Below are 14,810 nucleotides of genomic sequence, written 5' to 3'. Positions count from 1 at the left end.
CACCCCACGACGACCGACGCCGGGATCCCGTGGGGCTCCCGGCGTCGGTCGTTCAGCGGTTCAGGCGGCGGCTGCGGCTCCGCCGGCCGCCTTCTCCAGCGCCCGCCGGGTGAGCAGCCGGGCGAGGTGCCGGCGGTACTCCTGGTCGGCGTGCATGTCCGCGCCCGGCGAGGTGCCCTCGTCGGCCAGCGCCGCGGCCTCCTCGACGGAGGCGCCCCGCGCGAGGGCCTCCTCCGTCGCGGTGGCCCGCACGACCGTCCCGGCCATGTTGGCCAGCGCCACCCGGCCGTCCACCGCGGCGGCGGCGACGATCGGCCAGTCGTTGGCCCGGCGGGTGAACTTCTCGTAGGCCCAGCCGGCCGACCCGGTGCGCGGCACGCGGACCTCGACGATCAGCTCGTCCTCGGCCAGCGCCGTCTCGAAGAAGCCCTGCCAGAACTCGGTCAGCGGGATGCTCCGGCGCCCGTTCGGGCCCTGCGCGACCACGGTGCCGCCCAGCGCGAGCAGCGCCGTGGGCAGGTCGGACGCCGGGTCGCTGTGCGCGACCGTGCCGCCGATCGTGCCGCGGTGGCGCACCTGCGGGTCGCCGACCTGGCTGGCGGTGTACGGCAGGATCGGCACCTCGGCCTTCGCGACCTCGTCCTTCTCCAGCTCGTGGTGCCGGGTGCCCGCGCCGATGGCCACCTCGTCGCCGTCGACCCGGACGTAGGACAGCCCCGGGATCCGGCTGATGTCGATGACCACTGCGGGCATGGCCAGCCGCAGCTTCATGATCGGCAGCAGCGAGTGCCCGCCGGCCATGACCTTGGCCTCGTCCCCGTGCTCGACGAGGGCCGCGATCGCCTCCTCGACCGACGTCGCCCGCACGTACTCGAACGGCCCCGGGATCATCGCGCGACCTCCTGCGACTGCGGCACCTGACCGGCGGCGGGGCCGGCCTGGGCAGCGGACCGGACGGCGCGGACGATGTTGTGGTAGCCGGTGCACCGGCAGAGGTTGCCCTCCAGCCCCTCACGGACCTCGCGGTCGCTGGGGTCGGGGTTGTCGGCCAGCACGCCGATCGCGGCCATGACCATGCCCGGCGTGCAGAACCCGCACTGCAGGCCGTGCTCCTCGCGGAACGCCTTCTGCATGGGGTGCAGCTCGCCGTCCGGCCCGGCCAGGCCCTCCATGGTCGTCACCGAGGCGCCCTCGGACTGCACCGCCAGCACCGTGCACGACTTGACGGTCAGGCCGTCGACGACGACGGTGCACGCCCCGCACGAGGTGGTGTCGCAGCCGATGTTGGTGGCCTTCAGCCCGCAGACGTCGCGGAGGTAGTGCGCCAGCAGCAGCCGGGGTTCCACCTCGTCCGTGCGCTGCTGGCCGTTGACGGTCATCGAGACCTTCATGCGTTGCTGCCTCCCTGCTGGGCCTGCTGGATGGCCCGCCACACCTTCATGGGCGTGGTGGGCATGTCGATGTGCCGGACGCCGAGGTGCGAGACGGCGTCGATGACGGCGTTGTGGACGGCCGGGGTGGAACCGATCGTCCCCGCCTCGCCGATCCCCTTGGCACCGAGGGGGTTGATCGGCGTGGGCGTGGCCATGTCGACCAGCTCGAAGCTGGGCAGCTCGGTCGCCGAGACGAACGGGTAGTCGGCCAGCGTCGAGGTCTGCGGGTTGCCGTCGGAGTCGTAGAGGACCTCCTCCAGCAGCGCCTGCGCCACGCCCTGGGCGAAGCCGCCGTGCCGCTGCCCCTCGGCCAGCAGCGGGTTGACGATGATGCCCGCGTCGTCGACGGCCACCAGCCGCTGCAGCTCGGCCTTGCCGGACTCGGTGTCGACCTCCACCACGGCCACGTGCGCGCCGAAGGGGAAGGTCGGGGCGGCCGCCTCGAAGCGGGTCTGGACGACCAGGGGCTCCCGCTCGGCGAGCTGGGCGAAGGTGATGCCGGAGCCCGGGGTGCCCCGCACCGCCAGGCCGGCGGAGGTGAGGTCGACCTCGAGGTCGGCCGCGTCGGCCTCCAGCTGCTCGGCGGCGCGCTGGCGGGCCAGCTCGACGAGCTCGGTCGCCGCCTGGTGCACCGCGGCACCGCCCTGCTGGAGGCTGCGCGATCCCATCGTGCCGCCGCCGCGCGGGATGCGGTCGGTGTCGCCGTGCAGCACGGTGATCTTCTCGACCGGGATGCCGAGCTGGTCACTGGCGAGCATCGCCCACGCCGTCGCGTGGCCCTGGCCGTGCGGCGAGGTGCCGGTGAGCACGGTCGCCGTCCCGTCGGCGTGCACCTCGAGCTCCGCGGACTCCGCGGCGCCCAGGCCGGTGTCGGCCCCGGTGATCTCCACGTACACCGACAGCCCGATGCCCAGCTGCTTGACGTCGCCGCTCTCCCGGCGCCGAGCCTGCTCGGCCCGCAGCTCCTGGTACCCGGCCGCCTCCAGCGCCTTGTCCAGCGCCGCGACGTACTCGCCGGAGTCGTAGGTGGCGCCCGACGCGGTCGTGTGCGGCTCGTGGAAGGACGGGATCAGGTTCTTCCGGCGAACCTCGGCCGGGTCCATCCCGATCTCGGCGGCGAACAGGTCGATCCCCCGCTCCACCGCGGCCGTCGCCTCGGGGCGGCCGGCTCCTCGGTAGGCCCCGATCGAGGTGGTGTTGGTGGCCAGCGCCCGGGCCTGCGCGTGCACCTTCGGGAAGGCGTAGACGGCCGAGGCCATCATCATCGTCAGGGTCGGCAGGACGATCCCGACCCGCGGGTAGGCGCCGCAGTCCTGGTCGACGACCAGGCCGTAGGCCTCGATGGTGCCGTCACGGCGGCCGCCGACGGTGACCACCTGGTCCTGGCCGCGGCCGTGCAGCATGCCGAGCAGGTTCTCCGAGCGGTTCTCCGTCCAGCGCACCGGGCGCCCGGACTTCTGCGCCAGCCAGGCGACGAACGCGTACTCCGGGTCGGCACCGATCTTCGCGCCGAACCCGCCGCCGACGTCCGGCGTCACCAGGTGCACCAGCGCGGGGTCGACGCCCAGCCAGCCGGCGATCTCGCCCTTGGCCTGCTGCGCGCCCTGGTTGGTGCACCAGATCGTGACCCGGCCGTCCTCGCCCCAGGCCGCGGCGGCGGCCCGGGTCTCCAGCGGCACCGGGGCCACGCGCTGGTTGACCACCGCCTGCGTGACGACGACCTCGCAGCCGTCGAAGAAGTTCGCCGGGGCCGGCTCGCCGAAGGTGGCCATCACGTTGGTGCCGGCCTCCTCGAAGAGGAGCACCTCGTCCCTGGCCGAGTCGGCCGTGGTGACCACGGCCGGCAGGGGGTCGATGTCGACCGAGACCAGCTCGGCGGCGTCCTCGCCCTGGTAGCGGTCCTCGGTGAGGACGACGGCGATGATGTCGCCGACGAACCGCACCTTGTCCGTGGCCAGCCAGGGCCGCTGCATGGCGGGCGGGACCATCGGCAGGCCGGCGGGGATCGGGGTCAGGTCCGTGCAGTCCTGGGCCGTGTAGACGGCGACGACCCCGGGCGCCTCGTGGGCGGCGGAGGCGTCGACCGACAGCAGCCGGCCGTGGGCGACCTGCGAGCGGACGAAGGTGGCGTGCAGCGCACCGGTGAGCCGGTCATCGACCAGGTCGTCGGTGTAGGTCGCACCACGCGTCAGGAACAGCGGGTCCTCCGTGCGGACCACGCGGGTACCGAGGATGCTCATGCGCTCACTTTCCGTCGGGCGAGAGACCGCGGTCACTATCCACGGCCGGACAGGTGTCCGCCAAGCCCCTACCGTCCTGCGGAAATCGCCCAGGCCGGGCGCACGTCAGCGTCACCGCAGGGTCACCGGTAGGTGGTCGAAGCCGCGCAGCGTCTGCAGGTCCCGGCGCACCGGGCGGCCGGCCACGCGCAGGTGCGGGAAGCGCTCGGTGAGGGCCTGCAGGCCGACCACGCCCTCCAGCCGGGCCAGGCCGGCGCCGAGGCAGTAGTGGATGCCGGCGGAGAAGGCGAGGTGGTCGCGGGCGTTGGCGCGGGTGACGTCGAACCGGGCAGGGTCGGGGAAGACGTCGGGGTCCCGGTTGGCCGCTCCGAGCAGGAGGGTCACCCTGGATCCGGCCGGGAGCGCCCGCCCGGCGAGCTCGGTGTCGACCCGCACCGTCCGCCCGGTGACCTGGACCGGGCTGTCGTACCGGAGCACCTCCTCGACGGCGCCGGGCCAGCCGGCCGGGTCGGCGGCCAGGGCCCGCCACTGGTCGGGGTGGCGGTCGAGCAGGACGACGGCGTTGCCGAGCAGGTTCACCGTCGTCTCGAAGCCCGCGCCCAGCAGCAGCATCACCGTGGCGTGCAGCTCGCGGTCGCTGAGGGCGTCGTCCCCCGTGGCGGTCACCAGCCGGCTGACCAGGTCCTCGCCCGGGTCGCGGCGCAACCGGGCGAAGTGCTCGCGGAGGTAGCCGTGCAGCGCGCGCAGCGCCCGGTCGGCGGCCAGGGAGCGGCGGAACGGCAGCCCGAGGTCCAGCGTGGCCGCCGCCGCACCGCCCCAGCGCAGGAAGTCCTCCTCGCGGTCGGCCGGGACGCCGAGCAGGCCGGCGATGACCCGCACCGGCAGCGGCTCGGCGTAGGCCGCGACGAGGTCGACCGCCTCGCCGCGGCCGGCGCGGGCCGCCAGGTCGTCGAGGAGGGCCTCGGCGGTCCGCCGGACCACCGGTTCCGCGGCCGCCGTCGCCCGCGGGGTGAACGCGCGGCTGACCAGTCGTCGGTACCGGGTGTGGTCGGGCGGGTCCACCACGAGCATGGACGGCGGTTCGGCGACGCCGGTGGCGGCCGGGTCGTTCCCGAAGTCGAGCGCCCAGCGCAGCGCCCGGGGCGCCGACGACCAGTCGAAGCCGACGCCGAAGCGGTCCGATCGCAGCACCTCCTGGGCCACCGGGTGCGACGTGGTGACCGGACCCAGGGCGCTGGACACCAGCGGGCCCCGGGCGCGCAGCTGCTCGTGCACCGCGTACGGCTCCTCGCGCAGCGCGGGGTCGCGCAGCAGCCGGGCGAGCGGGTCGCCGCGACCGGCGGCGCGGTGCAGCAGGACGGCGGGCACCCCGTGCCGGACCGCCCAGCGCGCGACGGTGCGGGCCGGCCCGAGCGCCGCGGACGGAGCGGTCCGCCGCACCCGGACCGCGGCCGGGGAGAACACCCGCACCCCTGGGGTCAGGCGTTCGGGTCGGGCGCCGCGCTCGGGTCGCCGTCCCAGTCCTTGCCCGCGGCGTCCGCGTTCTCCGAGGCGCTGTCGGTCTGCTCGGCGACGGTGGCGATCATCTCCTCGTCGGACAGACCCTCGCCCGCGCTCTCCGTGTGGCCGGTCGGCTCGCTCATGTCCTGCTCCCTCGGTCGACGTCGTCAGGGCCCTCCGCCACCTCCCCGCGAGCCCGCCCCGGCAAACGCCGTCTCGTCACCGGCGGCACGGCAACACCCCTTGCGTGCAACCCGCCTGACAGTGGATAGTGGTCAACAGAGTTGCCCACCATCGAGGTGGGTGCGGAACGGGCGGAGGCCCCTGTTGACGACCGAGCTCGCCGTGCAGGACGCCGTCCCCACCGACGGCCCGGACCCGGCCGAGCAGGCCCTCGCCGACCTGCTGACCGTGCTCGACACCTGCCTCGCCGAGCTCGAGGCGGCCCGCACCCGGGCCCGGAAGCTGCTGACCGCGCGCCGCACGGGGCAGCCGTGGCTGCAGATCGTCACCGCCGAGTCCCGGCCGCTGGTCGTGGAGCAGATCAGCGCCGTGATGGCGGCGCTGGCCACCGCGGGGGGTGCATGGCGCCGCGAGCAGGCGCACGCCCTCCAGTCCGAGCAGGTGAGCATCAACCGGATCGCCGCGCTGTTCGGCGTCACCCGGCAGCGCATCTCGGCGCTGCTGCGCGAGCGCGCCCAGTCCCGCGCCTGAGCTGAGGCATAGGAACCAATACCCACGTTCTGGCGCCCAGGACGTAGGTGAAGCTTCCTTTGCCTCGCTTCAGGCAGTGAGCGCGTCGATCGCCTTGTACACGCGCTGCTCGGAGATGGCCCGCGGCGTGCCGATGGCCTGGGCGAACAGCCCGACCCGGAGCTCCTCGACCATCCAACGCACCCGCGCCACCGGGTCGTCGGGCGCGCCGGTCGACGGCACCTGGCCGCGCAGCTGCTCGTACTCGGCGGTGACCGCGGCGACCTGGGCCATCCACAGCTCGTCGCGCACCGCGTTGGCCGGCAGCTTCTCCAGCCGGTACGCCATCGCCTTCAGATAGCGCACGAGGTCCGGCAGCCGACGGCGTCCCGCGGCGGCCACGAAGCCGCGGTGCAGGAGGCCGCCCATCTGGCGGCGCAGGTCGGCGATCGCTGCCTCCGGCACCCGCCGACCGGGAGCCGCACCGATCGCCACGGCCACCTCGCGCGCCTGGGTGAGCACGGCCTCCACCCGGCGCGCGGTGTCCGCGGTGAGCGGCAGCAGCTGGCTCCGGGCGGTCTCGACCAGCGCGGCGAAGGCCGCCTCGTCCCGGGGCGGGCCACCGGCGGCGGCGAGCAGCTCGTCGGCGGCCGCGTCGACGCAGTCGTCGACCAGGGCCGGGATCTCGCCGTCCGGGTTGAACTGGAGGGCCAGCCGGCTGCGGGGCGACAGCGACTTCACCACCTGCCGGCCCGAGGAGCCGGCGACCAGCACCAGCAGCCGGCGCGCGCCGCGCCAGGTCAGCCGGGTGGCCTCCACCTCGGTGGCCACCACCCGGATCCCCACCGTGGCGCCCTCGTCGACCAGTGCCGGGAAGGCGGGAACGACGTGCCCGCCGCGGCGGACCTCGACGGTGCGCGGCAGGGTGCCGAACGTCCACGCGGTCAGCCCGGTGCGCTCGACGTCCGACGCCGCCGCGGCCAGGCTGGCCCGGCTCTGCGGGGCGACCTCGCGGCGCAGCGCCTGGAGGTCCTTGCCGGTCGCCAGCAGCCGGTGCCGGTCGTCGACGACCCGGAACGTGGCCCGCAGGTGGTCGGGCACCTGGTCCGGCGCCCACGCGTCGTGCGGGATCGTCACCGCGGCCGACCGGCGCAGCTCGCGTTCGAGCGCGGGCAGCAGGGGTTCGGTCGGCGCGATCCGCGGCAGCACCTCCCGGACCCGGTCCGGGATCGGCACGAGCGCCCGGCGCAGCTGCTTGGGCAGGGTGCGCAGCAGCGCCGTGACCAGCTCCTCCTGCAGTCCGGGGACGGTGAAGGCGAGCGACTCCCCCGACGTCCGCTCGGCGACGGCGTCGAGCACGGCCAGGGGGACGTCGACGGTGACGCCGTCCTGGGGGGTGCCCGGCGCGAACGCGTAGGACAGCGGCAGGGTGAGCCCGTGGGCGAGCGGCACCTCGTCCGGGAAGTCCTCCGCCCGCACCTGCCCGGCCGCCGCGGCGTTCGTGAGCATCTCGGGGGTGAAGGTGAGCAGGTCGGGCGTCGCCCGGCGCGCGGCCTTCCACCACTTGTCGAAGTGCCGGGTGGAGACGACGTCGGCCGGGATGCGCTCGTCGTAGAGCTCGAACAGCGTCTCGTCGTCCACCTGGATGTCGCGGCGGCGGGCCCGCTCCTCGAGGTCGGCGACCCTCTTGATCGCCTTCTGGTTGTCGGTCCAGAACCGGTGGTGCGTCGTCCACTCCCCCTGCACGAGCGCGTGCCGGATGAACAGCTCGCGGGAGACGACCGGGTCGATCGAGCCGTACTGCACGCGCCGGCCGACGACCAGCGGGATGCCGTACAGAGTGACCCGCTCGGTGGCCACGACCGAGCCGCGCTTGGCGTCCCAGCGCGGTTCGGAGTGCTGCTTCTTCACCAGGTGGGCGGCCAGCCGCTCGACGACCTCGGGGTCGATGCGGGCCACGGTGCGCGCGAACAGCCGGCTGGTCTCGACCAGCTCGGCGGCCACCACCCAGCGCGGCGGCTTCCTGGCCAGCGGCGTCCCCGGCGCGATCACGAAGCGGGCGTTGCGGGCGCCGAGGTACTCCCGGCCGCGGCCGCGGGTGTTCTTGGTGTCCTCCACCTGGAGCCCGACGTGCGACAGCAGCCCGGCCAGCAGCGCGGTGTGGATGCCGCGCTCGTCCGGTTCGGCGGCGAGCTCGCCGACCTGCATGCCCAGGCGCCGGGCGGTGCTGCGCAGCTGGCCGTAGAGGTCCTGCCACTCGCGGATGCGGAGGTAGTGGAGGAACTCCCGCTTGATCGTGCGACGGAACTGGCTGCCCGACAGCGCCTCCTGCTGCTCGCCGAGGTACCGCCAGAGGTTGAGCAGCGCCAGGAAGTCGGAGTTCTCGTCGGCGAAGCGGGCGTGCGACTGGTCGGCGGCCTGCTGGTGCTCGGTGGGCCGCTCGCGGGGGTCCTGGATGGTCAGCCCGGCGGCGATGACCAGGACCTCCTCGAGGACGCCCCGCCGGTCGGCCTCGACCACCATGCGGGCCATCCGCGGGTCCAGCGGCAGCGCGGCCAGCGAGCGGCCGGTCGGGGTCAGCCGGCCGTCCCCCTCGAGGGCGCCGAGCTCCTCGAGCAGGGCCACGCCGTCGGCGACGGCGCGGCGGTCCGGCGGGTCGATGAACGGGAAGTCGGCGACGTCGCCGAGGTCCATCGCGGCCATCTGCAGCAGCACCGAGGCCAGGCTGGTGCGCAGGATCTCCGGGTCGGTGTACTCCGGCCGGCCCTCGAAGTCCTCCTCGGTGTAGAGGCGGATGGCGATGCCGTCGGAGGTGCGCCCGCACCGGCCCGAGCGCTGGCGCGCCGAGGCCTGGCTGATCGGCTCGATGGGCAGCCGCTGCACCTTCAGCCGTGCGCTGTACCGGGAGATCCGCGCCGTGCCGGGATCGACGACGTAGCGGATGCCGGGAACGGTCAGGGAGGTCTCGGCGACGTTGGTGGCCAGCACGACCCGGCGTCCGGTGTGCGGCGCGAACACCCGGTGCTGGTCGGCGGCGGACAGCCGCGAGTAGAGCGGCACGACCTCGACCGACGGGAAGCGCTCGGTGAGGACGTCGGCGGTGTCGCGGATCTCCCGCTCGCCGGCGAGGAACACCAGCACGTCGCCGGGGCCCTCGGCGACCAGCTCGTCGACGGCGTCGGCGATCGCGCTGACCTGGTCGCGGTCGGGGTCGGCGGCCGGGTCGCCGTCGGGGGCGTCGGGGTCGACGACCGGCCGGTAGCGGACCTCGACCGGATAGGTGCGCCCGCTGACCTCGACGACCGGCACCTCGGCGCCGCCCGAGGCTCCGGAGGGGCCATCGTGGCCACTTCGGCCCTCCAGGCCGGTGCTCTTCCCCTGTTCGCCGAGTCCTGCGAAGTGTTTCGCGATCCGCTCGACGTCGATCGTCGCCGAGGTGATGATCAGCTTGAGGTCCGGCCGACGGGGCAGGAGCTGGGCCAGGTAGCCGAGCAGGAAGTCGATGTTGAGGCTGCGCTCGTGCGCCTCGTCGATGATCAGCGTGTCGTACTGGCGCAGCAGCCGGTCGCGGCCGATCTCGGCCAGCAGGACGCCGTCGGTCATGACCTTGACCAGCGTGGTGTCGCTGACCTGGTCGGTGAAGCGCACCTTCCAGCCGACGACGTCGCCCAGCGGGCGGTCCAGCTCCTCGGCGATCCGCTCGGCGACGGTGCGCGCGGCGATCCGCCGCGGCTGGGTGTGCCCGATCCGCCCGCGCACGCCACGGCCGAGCTCGAGGGCGATCTTGGGCAGCTGGGTGGTCTTGCCCGACCCGGTCTCGCCGGCGACGACGACCACCTGGGACTCGCGCAGGGCCGCGGCGATGTCCTCCCGCCGCGCACTGACCGGCAGCTCGGCAGGGTAGGTGACCGGCGGGACGGCGGCACGCCGGCGGGCGATCCGCTCCTCGGCGGCCGTCACGTCGGCGGCGATCCGGGCCCGCTGCCGCGCCCGCGCCTCGGCGTCCTGCGTCCGGCGGGTGCCGTCCAGGCGGCGGCGCAGGCGGTGCTCGTCCTCGAGGGTGAGCCCGGCCAGCCTCGTCCGCAGGTCGTCGGGCGGGGTGCTCACGGTCGGGCTCCTAAGTCGGGGGGCCGCCGGGGACGTCGGCGGTGTGTGGGGGGTGGGCGCCGCGGCGGCGGGTACCGGTGTCCAGGATCCCACCGCCCGGGGGCCCGGGCGCGTGGCGGACCTCACCTGCTTGCACAGTGCAACTGGATGCGTGTAGCGGACAACAGCTTGTACCGTGCACCTGTTCCTTCGTCCCGCCTCCGGAGTCCCCGTGCCCCCCACCCCCCGCCCACGAGCCGCGGTCGAGCCCGACCGGGTGGCCGAACTGCGCACGCTGGGTGAGCAGGTCCCCCGCTTCATGCGTCTCGTGCACGCCCTGAAGAACAGCCAGGCGGGCGAGGGCCGCGACCGGGCCGCGCTCGTCCTGCTCTACCCGCTGGTCCAGCTCGGCCCGCTGCGCCAGGGCGCGCTCGCCGAGCGCGTGCACGCCGATCCCTCCACCGTCAGCCGGCACGTCGGCGTCCTCATCGAGCAGGGCCTCGTCCAGCGGGTCGCCGACGAGACCGACGGCCGGGCCAGCCGGCTGGTCGTCACCGACGCCGGCCGGGCGGCGCTGGACCAGATGCGGGCCGAGCGGGAGGCCCTCCTCGCGCGGGTCACGTCCAGCTGGGACACCGCCGACCTCGCCACCCTCACCAGCCTGTTCGGTCGCCTCGTCGACGACCTCGCCACCGTCCTGCCCGCCGACCAGGCCGCACCCTCACCGAGAGAGACCCCATGAGCCAGAGCACCCGAGCCAGCTCGGCCGAGCGCAGGGACGCCCGCGCCGCGGCCTCCGCGCCCGGCGAGGACGGCACCTTCACCCACCGGCAGATCGTCACGATCCTGGCCGGGCTGATGGTCGCGATGTTCCTCGCCGCCCTCGACCAGACGGTCGTGTCGACCGCGATCCGCACCATCGCCGACGACCTGCAGGGATACGACCTGCAGGCGTGGGCGACCACCTCCTTCCTCATCACCTCGACGATCGCCACGCCGCTGTACGGGAAGCTGTCCGACATCTACGGCCGGCGGCCGTTCTACCTGTTCGCGATCGGCGTCTTCGTCGTCGGCTCGGTGCTCTGCGGCCTCGCCGACTCGATGTACCAGCTCGCCGCCTTCCGGGCGATCCAGGGCGTCGGCGCCGGCGGCCTCATGGCGCTGGCGCTGGCGATCATCGGCGACATCGTGCCGCCGCGTGAGCGCTCGCGGTACCAGGGCTACTTCATGGCCGTCTGGGGCACCTCCAGCGTGCTCGGCCCGGTCATCGGCGGCTTCCTCGCCGGGCAGTCCTCGCTGCTGGGGATCACCGGCTGGCGCTGGATCTTCTACATCAACGTGCCGCTCGGCATCCTGGCCTTCCTCACCGTCTTCCGGGTGCTGCACCTGCCGCACGAGCGCCGGGACCACCGGATCGACTGGCCCGGCGCCCTCGCGCTGATCACCTTCCTGGTGCCGCTGCTGATCGTCGCCGAGCAGGGCCGGATCTGGGGCTGGACGTCGGGCGGCGCCCTCACCTGCTACGCCATCGGCGTCATAGGGTTCGTCCTCTTCGTGCTCGCCGAGCGGGCGTACGGGGACGAGGCACTGCTCCCGCTGCGACTGTTCCGCAACCGCAGCTTCACCGTCAGCGGCATCGGCAGCATCGTGATGGGCGCCGGCATGTTCGGCGGCCTCCTGCTGCTCCCCCAGTACCTGCAGATCGTGCACGGCTCGAGCGCCACCGTGGCCGGTCTGCAGATGCTGCCCCTCGTGGCCGGCATCATGGTCGGGGCGATGGGCTCGGGCGCCGCCATCTCGAAGACCGGCCGGTACAAGCTGTTCCCGCTGGTCGGCATCGTGCTCATGACCGGTGCCCTGCTCGCGATGTCCGCCCTGGTCGAGGCGGAGACGTCGATCTGGGTGCTCGTCCCCTTCATGGCCCTCATGGGCCTCGGGCTGGGCTTCAACTTCCAGCCGGTCATCCTCGCCGTCCAGAACGCCGTCTCGCCGCGGGAGATGGGCGTGGCCACCTCCTCGGTGACCTTCTTCCGGCAGATGGGCGGCACGATCGGCACCGCCGCCTTCCTGTCGGTGCTGTTCACCCGGCTGCCGTCGGACATCGAGACGGCAGTGGGGGACGCCGTCGCGGCGAACCCCGAGCTGGGGCCGCAGTTCCAGCAGCTGGGCGGCGCGGGGAGCGACCTGTCGGACACCTCGTTCATCCAGGAGCTGCCCGACGCGCTGGCCCTGCCGTTCAAGGTGGGCTTCTCGACGACGATCGACCTGGTGTTCCTCATCGCCGCGTGCGTGGTGGCGGTCGGGTTCTTCGTGTTCCTGTTCCTGCCCGAGCTGCCGCTGTCGAACAAGTCCGGCATCCAGGCCCGGCAGGAGGCGGCCGCCCAGACCGCCGGGCAGCCGTCGGCGGACGATCCGGCGGAGGAGGCCACCCAGGCGGTGGGCGCCGCGGCGCCGACGTCCACCCCGCCCCCGGTCGGCCGGCCCGGGGACGCCGGTACCCGCGGCTGACCCACCCGCCAGCGATCATGGCGTCGTGACCACCCGGCCCGGCCGCCCGAGGTCACGGCGCCATGATCGCGGCCGAGACGTCCCGGAGGCCCGTCGTGCGCTCGTCCCTCGTCCTGTCCCGCCGCGACCTGGACTTCCTGCTGCACGAGTGGCTCGGTGTCGAGGAGCTGGTCGAGCGGCCGCGCTACGCCGAGCACTCGCGGGACACCTTCGACGCGGTGCTCGAGCTGGCCGAGGAGATCGCCACCGAGCACTTCGCCCCGCACAACCGCGCCGCCGACGAGCACGAGCCGCGGATGGTCGACGGCCGCGTCGAACTGGTGCCCGAGGTCGGCCGGGCGCTGCGGGTGTTCGCGGACGCGGGGCTGATCGCCGGCACCTTCGACGAGGAGCTGGGCGGCATGCAGCTGCCGCACGCCGTCGCGCAGGCGGCGATGGCCTGGTTCCAGGCGGCCAACGTGGGCACCTCGGCCTACCCGTTCCTCACCATGGCCAACGCCCGGCTGCTGGTCGCGCACGGCAGCCGCGAGCAGGTCGACACCTACGTCCGGCCGATGCTCGAGGGGCGCTGGTTCGGGACGATGGCGCTCTCGGAGCCGCAGGCCGGCTCCTCGCTGGCCGACATCACCACCCGCGCCGAGCCGCAGGACGACGGCACCCACCGGCTGACCGGCACCAAGATGTGGATCTCCGCCGGCGACCACGAGCTGAGCGAGAACATCGTCCACCTGGTGCTCGCCAAGGTCCCCGGCGGCCCGCCCGGGGTGAAGGGCATCTCGCTGTTTCCCCAAGGTCCTGGTGCGGGACGACGGCTCGCTCGGGGAGCGCAACGACGTCGTCCTGACCGGGCTCAACCACAAGATGGGCTACCGGGGGACGACGAACACCCTGCTCACCTTCGGCGAGGGCGCGCACACGCCCGGCGGGCGGGCCGGGGCAGTGGGGTTCCTCGTGGGCGAGGAGCACCGGGGCCTCACCTACATGTTCCACATGATGAACGAGGCGCGGATCGGCGTCGGCGCGGGCGCGGCGGCGCTCGGCTACACCGGTTACCTGCACGCGCTGGAGTACGCCCGCACCCGCACCCAGGGCCGGCCGCCCACCGACCGCGACCCGGGCACCCCGCCGGTGCGGATCGTCGAGCACACCGACGTCCGGCGGATGCTGCTGGCGGCGAAGTCCTACGCCGAGGGCGGCCTGGCCCTGGCGCTGTACTGCGCCCGGCTGGTCGACGAGGAGCTGACGGCCGGGTCGTCGACCGACCGCGCGCGGGCGCACCTGCTGCTGGAGGTGCTGACGCCGATCGCGAAGTCCTGGCCCTCGCAGTGGGGGCCGGTCGCCGACGACCTGGCCATCCAGGTGCTCGGCGGCGCCGGCTACACGCGGGACCACCCCGTCGAGCAGTTCTACCGGGACAACCGGCTGAACCCGATCCACGAGGGGACGGCCGGCATCCAGGGGCTGGACCTGCTCGGCCGCAAGGTGGTCATGGAGGGTGGGGCGGGGCTGGCGCTGCTCGCGGAGACGATCACCGCGACGACGGCCCGGGCGGCCGGCACCGAGTGGGTCGGCCTCGCCGCCGACCTCGACGCCACGGTGGCGCGGCTGGGCGCGGTCACCGCCACGCTGTGGAGCGCCGGTGACCCCGCCGTGACCCTGGCCAACGCCACCGCCTACCTCGAGGCGGCCGGGCACGTCGTCGTCGCCTGGCTGTGGCTGGAGCAGGCCCTGGCGACCGGCGCACAGACCAGCGACTTCCACCAGGGCAAGCGCGCCGCTGCCCGGTACTTCCACCGCTACGAGCTGCCGAAGGTGCACACCCAGCTGGACCTGCTGGAGTCGCTGGACCGCACCGTCCTCGACACCCCGGAGACCTGGCTGTGAGAGGGCCCCCGTGCCCCCCGCCCCTCGCAGCCCCGGGGCGGGCCCCTGCAAGGGGGCCGTCACACCCGCGCCCCGCCACTCCGGAGCGGAGTGCGGGGCGCGTGGGTGGGGATCGCGGATCAGGCGGCGCGGACCGCCCCCACGGCCTCGGCGGCCGACGGGCGACCGGCCGGCCGAGCTGCGGAGGCCCGCTGCTCGCGCTCGTACCGCGCCGTCGACGAGGTGCCCATCGCGATCACCAGTGCGGTCAGGACCAGGAACCCGATCAGGGTCACGGCCGGCCACAGCACCATCGGTTCATCCCCCTGTGTGTCTCGCCCAGGCCGCAGGAGGCGAGCCCCCCGCGGCACGTCGTCGGGAGCTCGTGTGCCCCGTCGACCGCTGTCCCAATCGTCGTTGCCAAGCCGTGACCTGAGGCTCCGGGGCTGCGACCACCCGAAAGGAGGACGTCGGGCCCGCGGCGCGG

General features: G+C 74.2%; 12 protein-coding genes and 1 pseudogene. 5 read left to right on the top strand and 8 right to left on the bottom strand.

The window, feature by feature from the left end; genetic code table 11:
- Positions 1 to 60 precede the first annotated feature (60 nt).
- The 5 genes from MY526_RS05215 to MY526_RS05195 all read right to left on the bottom strand — a co-directional run bounded on the left by MY526_RS05215 (position 61) and on the right by MY526_RS05195 (position 5,316).
- Positions 61 to 891 (bottom strand): FAD binding domain-containing protein, encoded by an 831-nt coding sequence (locus MY526_RS05215; protein WP_436690202.1) that lies wholly within the window; start codon positions 889 to 891, stop codon positions 61 to 63.
- Entirely contained in the window at positions 888 to 1,391 is a 504-nt protein-coding gene (locus MY526_RS05210) for a (2Fe-2S)-binding protein (protein WP_436690204.1), read from the bottom strand. The genes MY526_RS05215 and MY526_RS05210 overlap by 4 nt, the downstream gene beginning before the upstream one ends.
- On the bottom strand, positions 1,388 to 3,673 hold the full coding sequence (locus MY526_RS05205; RefSeq protein WP_436703404.1) for a xanthine dehydrogenase family protein molybdopterin-binding subunit: 2,286 nt from the start codon (positions 3,671 to 3,673) through the stop codon (positions 1,388 to 1,390). Before MY526_RS05205 ends, MY526_RS05210 begins: the two co-directional genes overlap by 4 nt.
- Before the next feature lie 111 nt (positions 3,674 to 3,784).
- Positions 3,785 to 5,137, bottom strand: coding sequence for a cytochrome P450 (locus MY526_RS05200; protein ID WP_436703403.1), 1,353 nt, complete (start codon positions 5,135 to 5,137; stop codon positions 3,785 to 3,787).
- Positions 5,138 to 5,151: 14 nt separating this feature from the next.
- Positions 5,152 to 5,316: a hypothetical protein gene (locus MY526_RS05195; protein ID WP_436690210.1), complete on the bottom strand. Its 165-nt coding sequence runs from the start codon at positions 5,314 to 5,316 to the stop codon at positions 5,152 to 5,154.
- A 184-nt stretch (positions 5,317 to 5,500) separates the two neighbouring features.
- Between MY526_RS05195 and MY526_RS05190 the strand changes: the two genes are divergently transcribed.
- Positions 5,501 to 5,887: a hypothetical protein gene (locus MY526_RS05190; RefSeq protein ID WP_436690212.1), complete on the top strand. Its 387-nt coding sequence runs from the start codon at positions 5,501 to 5,503 to the stop codon at positions 5,885 to 5,887.
- A 69-nt stretch (positions 5,888 to 5,956) separates the two neighbouring features.
- On the opposite strand, the gene hrpA is transcribed toward MY526_RS05190, so the two are convergent.
- Positions 5,957 to 9,973: an ATP-dependent RNA helicase HrpA gene (gene hrpA, locus MY526_RS05185; protein ID WP_436703402.1), complete on the bottom strand. Its 4,017-nt coding sequence runs from the start codon at positions 9,971 to 9,973 to the stop codon at positions 5,957 to 5,959.
- Positions 9,974 to 10,184: 211 nt separating this feature from the next.
- On the opposite strand from hrpA, the gene MY526_RS05180 reads away from it, so the two are divergent.
- The 3 genes and pseudogenes from MY526_RS05180 to MY526_RS05170 form a co-directional block, all read left to right on the top strand.
- Positions 10,185 to 10,694: a MarR family winged helix-turn-helix transcriptional regulator gene (locus MY526_RS05180; protein ID WP_436703401.1), complete on the top strand. Its 510-nt coding sequence runs from the start codon at positions 10,185 to 10,187 to the stop codon at positions 10,692 to 10,694.
- The gene (locus MY526_RS05175; RefSeq protein ID WP_436690218.1) at positions 10,691 to 12,460 is read left to right on the top strand and encodes an MDR family MFS transporter; all 1,770 of its coding nucleotides are present in this window, start codon (positions 10,691 to 10,693) and stop codon (positions 12,458 to 12,460) included. The genes MY526_RS05180 and MY526_RS05175 overlap by 4 nt, the downstream gene beginning before the upstream one ends.
- Positions 12,461 to 12,522: 62 nt before the next feature.
- Positions 12,523 to 12,966: pseudogene (locus MY526_RS05170) on the top strand (acyl-CoA dehydrogenase family protein); the annotation flags it as partial.
- A 35-nt stretch (positions 12,967 to 13,001) separates the two neighbouring features.
- On the opposite strand, the gene MY526_RS05165 reads toward MY526_RS05170, so the two are convergent.
- A complete protein-coding gene (locus tag MY526_RS05165) occupies positions 13,002 to 13,181 on the bottom strand; it encodes a hypothetical protein (RefSeq protein WP_436703400.1) in 180 nt (59 codons plus the stop codon).
- Positions 13,182 to 13,258: 77 nt separating this feature from the next.
- On the opposite strand from MY526_RS05165, the gene MY526_RS05160 reads away from it, so the two are divergent.
- A complete protein-coding gene (locus MY526_RS05160; RefSeq protein WP_436703399.1) occupies positions 13,259 to 14,344 on the top strand; it encodes an acyl-CoA dehydrogenase in 1,086 nt (361 codons plus the stop codon).
- 119 nt (positions 14,345 to 14,463) lie between these two features.
- On the opposite strand, the gene MY526_RS05155 is transcribed toward MY526_RS05160, so the two are convergent.
- Positions 14,464 to 14,637 (bottom strand): hypothetical protein, encoded by a 174-nt coding sequence (locus tag MY526_RS05155; protein WP_436703398.1) that lies wholly within the window; start codon positions 14,635 to 14,637, stop codon positions 14,464 to 14,466.
- Between the last annotated feature and the right edge of the window lie 173 nt (positions 14,638 to 14,810).

It is taken from the genome of Geodermatophilus sp. CPCC 205761, assembly GCF_051383655.1.
Classification (GTDB): Bacteria; Actinomycetota; Actinomycetes; order Mycobacteriales; family Geodermatophilaceae; genus Geodermatophilus.
This window is presented reverse-complemented; position numbering and strand designations above follow the sequence as displayed.